This is a genomic window from Methylobacterium nigriterrae (assembly GCF_037106235.1).
GTDB lineage: Bacteria > Pseudomonadota > Alphaproteobacteria > Rhizobiales > Beijerinckiaceae > Methylobacterium > Methylobacterium nigriterrae.
This window is the reverse complement of the sequence record NZ_JBAWTG010000939.1, coordinates 1-265: the sequence shown is the minus strand read 5'-3', so window position 1 is coordinate 265 and position 265 is coordinate 1. Positions and strand designations below refer to the sequence as shown.

Below are 265 nucleotides of genomic sequence, written 5' to 3'. Positions count from 1 at the left end.
AACAGAATTCCACAGTGCCTTATTGCGGACAATGGCATGCAATTCTGCTGTCAGCGGGCCCTCCGCCGCTTCACAGGCTGCAGTATGGATGGCTTTAATGCGGGTCAGGTTGATCACCGGCCCCATTACCGTCATCAGAACAAGTGTGGTGAGAGAAATGGCCACCCATGCCGCGGACCATGTCCAGCCTTGGGAGACGAGATACCCGCCGGGAAGGAGGATAAAAATCACGCTCAGCGGCAGCAGGCCGTCCGCCTTCTTCGCC

Annotated in this window: 1 protein-coding gene; it reads right to left on the bottom strand. The window is 57.7% G+C overall.

The annotated features are described in order from the left end of the window. Positions 1-265 (bottom strand): hypothetical protein (locus tag WDW90_RS39770; RefSeq protein ID WP_336493077.1); only part of this gene is annotated, 265 nt, incomplete at both ends.